The sequence below is a fragment of the Oscillibacter sp. genome (assembly GCF_031978065.1).
In the GTDB taxonomy this organism is placed as follows: domain Bacteria; phylum Bacillota; class Clostridia; order Oscillospirales; family Oscillospiraceae; genus Oscillibacter.
Window position 1 is genome coordinate 1 of record NZ_DALZCH010000187.1, and the last position, 2,886, is coordinate 2,886.

Annotated in this window: 3 protein-coding genes; 1 reads left to right on the top strand and 2 read right to left on the bottom strand. The window is 51.3% G+C overall.

Annotated features, from left to right (window positions below):
• The coding region (locus RTK01_RS16470) for an NAD(P)-dependent oxidoreductase (RefSeq protein WP_312282007.1) at positions 1 to 919 on the bottom strand (919 nt) is incomplete at its 3' end.
• Positions 920 to 1,435: 516 nt separating this feature from the next.
• Entirely contained in the window at positions 1,436 to 1,885 is a 450-nt protein-coding gene (locus RTK01_RS16475) for a YhcH/YjgK/YiaL family protein (protein WP_312282008.1), read from the bottom strand.
• A gap of 326 nt (positions 1,886 to 2,211) precedes the next feature.
• Between RTK01_RS16475 and RTK01_RS16480 the strand changes: the two genes are divergently transcribed.
• A partial coding sequence (locus tag RTK01_RS16480) for an IclR family transcriptional regulator (protein WP_312282009.1) occupies positions 2,212 to 2,886 on the top strand: 675 nt, incomplete at its 3' end.

A 2,886-nucleotide genomic window follows, 5' to 3' on the forward strand; every position in this document is an offset into this window, starting at 1 on the left:
CGTATGCAATGGAGGTGGACTGGGCAATGGCGCCCGGAATGTTGCTCACACAATAGTGCACCACTCCTTCTTCTATATAGCGGGGATTTTCATGGGTAGTCTCATGGAAGGTTTCAATTGCGCCGTAATCATTACTGATGTCCACAATGACCGATCCTTTTTCCATGGAGCGGACCATTTCCCGGTCAATCATGAACTCAGTGGCGTTTTTGGGCCACTTGACGCAATTATAAACCACGTCAACGCTTGGCAGCAGCTTGGCAATATTATACCGGTTCGAAATCTGAGTAAATACGCGCTGCTGGAATTGCACGGCGGTGGAGCGCAGCGTGCCGATGTTAATGTCCATCACAGTCACTCTGGCGCCCAGACTGCACAGCACCGAAGTAACAGCCTGTCCGACGGTGCCGCCGCCCAGAACCAAGGCATGCACACCAGGAGCGCCGCCCAGACCGTTGACAAACTTTCCTTTTCCTCCGTAAATCGACTGTAGTGATTCCAGTCCCATCAGCGCCCCCTGCTTTCCGGCTGCCTCACAGTTTGGAGAGCCGTACCGGTGCGAGTCCTCTGCGGTAAAAGCAATGCACTTGCTGTCCAGAAGCGCCTGCACTTCCTCCGGATGTGCCGCCGGATGGATACAGGTGAATACAATTTGATTTTCACGCAGCAGCCCGTATTCACAGGATTCAAATTCTTTAACCTTGGCTACAAAATCACATTGGGAATAAATCTCCTGCATGGTGTCAACCAGAATGGCACCCTCTGCGGAATAGGCCTCATCTGAAAATCCGGCGTTGGCGCCGGCGCCCCTCTGCACAAACGCTCCATGCCCATCGTTTGTCAGCGAGCTGATTTCGGCTGGTGTGGCAATCACGCGGTACTCGCCATCCTTGATGTCCTTTAAAATACCGAATTTCATAAAATTACTCCTTTGGCAGTTTTATTCAGGCGTTTTGCCTGCGTAAATCAAGGAAAGCAAAGTATATGCCAAAGCAAGCGTGAACAACAATTTTTGTACAAACCTTTGCATTTGTTTGTGTAACTTTTGTATATTTTCTACTAATTTTTTATTGATGAAATTCAAATGCATCCGCGTTAAAAAATAAGACTGCCCATAAATAATAAAAAACGACCATTTTCGAGCATAGACAAAAATGATGCGCGCAGAAACCCGTTTCGAGGAAAAGCGGACACAACAGGATATATCGGTACACGCCGTCAGGAGGTAAACGCGCAGAACTCAAGGGGGCTCTAGACAGACTAAGGCGCTCAAGCTATTCAGCTTGAGCGCCTTCTACGCAAAATACAAGCTCTTTGCGGCGTGGTTATCAAACCACACAAGAGACTCGGTTTTTCCTTGGAACGTCAGGCACGCCTTTTTACACACTTATCCCGCGCCGCCGTTTTCGACGCTGCGGAAAGGACGCTTTGCGCCTCAGTCCTTGCGAACCTTGACTACGCACTTGCGAACCGTCTCCGGCGCGTCCGCCGCCACGCAGGGGGCATGCGCGTCCTGAGGCCACAGAACCAAAACCCGGCTGCCGCTCAGAGTCAGCGGCTCCGTGGGGCCGCGATAAAACCAGATATCCCGTGCCTCGTCGCCGGAGAGCTCCTCCTGCATCGCGGAGAGAGGGGCCACGCCCACCAGCTCTTTTCCGCGCAGAAGATACTGCACATCAATGTATTTTCGATGGGCCTCCGGCGTGTCGTTGACAAGGCGTGTTTCATAGGTGCTCAGGTCGGCAAACACGTCCGTCCCGTCCAGCTCGATGCGGCCGTCGGGGAGGGATGAAAAGTCCGTCTCCGCAAGAAAGCGAAAGGCCCGCTCCAGTCGGGGGGACAGGGATGAATATTCCAGAAGATGCTCTGTTGTGTCGTAAAGCATAGGAAACCGTCTCCTTTAGCCGCCGTAGGCGGCGTTATAAACCGGGCAAAAGCACGCCCTTTTCTCTGAAATTGTACACGAGGGGACGCGCTTTGTAAATGATCGGATAGAACGCATCGCCGGGGGAAAAGACTTTTTATACAAAAAATTAAAAAATTGTTCACCATTCCGAAACGCAGGATCAAATTTAGTGCGACGTAAACGTATAACTATAAAAAAATCACAGTTTTTTTTAAATCGCTTGCGAAATTTTTTTGATTTTAATATAATAATATCACAATAAAGAAAGGCGTTCTGTAATGATGAACAATAAGGAAGAGATTGGTATGACCTGGGCACAGGATCCCAAAGTCAAATCTCTGGCAAAGGCGCTGCGGATTTTGGAATGCTTTTCTGCGGACACGCCGGAGCTTGGCGTGACGGAGCTGGCGGAAATGAACCACATCACCAAAAGCAACGCGCACAATATCCTGACAACCTTTCAGCAAGGTGGCTATGTTGTAAAACAGCCCAACGGAAAATATGCGCTGGGGCTTCAGTTGCTGGAATTTTCCTACATTATTAACCAGCATTTAGGATATCCCCGAGCGGTGTATGACCTGCTGACGGATTTGGCAAACAAAACCGGCGAAATCGTCTATTTCGGTCTGCCTCATGGAACAGACGTCCTTTATCTCTATGTGGCCCACCCCATAGCGCGGATGCAGGAGCTGCCCTACCGCGATATGCTGGGAGAACACGCACCACTGTATTGCACGGGAATCGGCAAGGCCATTCTTTCCGCCATGCCGGAGGAGGAGTGGGAAGAGCACATTACCACGGTCCGCACGCCCTTTACCGACGCCACGGTGACCGACCATGATCAGATCATTGAAGAGCTGTGGCGCACCAGACGGCGGGGCTATGCCATCGACAACTGCGGGCGGGAATTCAATGTCCGCTGCGTCGGCGCACCGGTATTCAGCGGGACTGGACGGCTGGTGGCCGGGATCAGCACTTCT

Excerpts from the sequence above, each read along its gene's own strand:
- RTK01_RS16475 (WP_312282008.1), bottom strand. The coding sequence starts at position 1,885 with ATGCTTTACGACACAACAGAGCATCTTCTGGAATATTCATCCCTGTCC.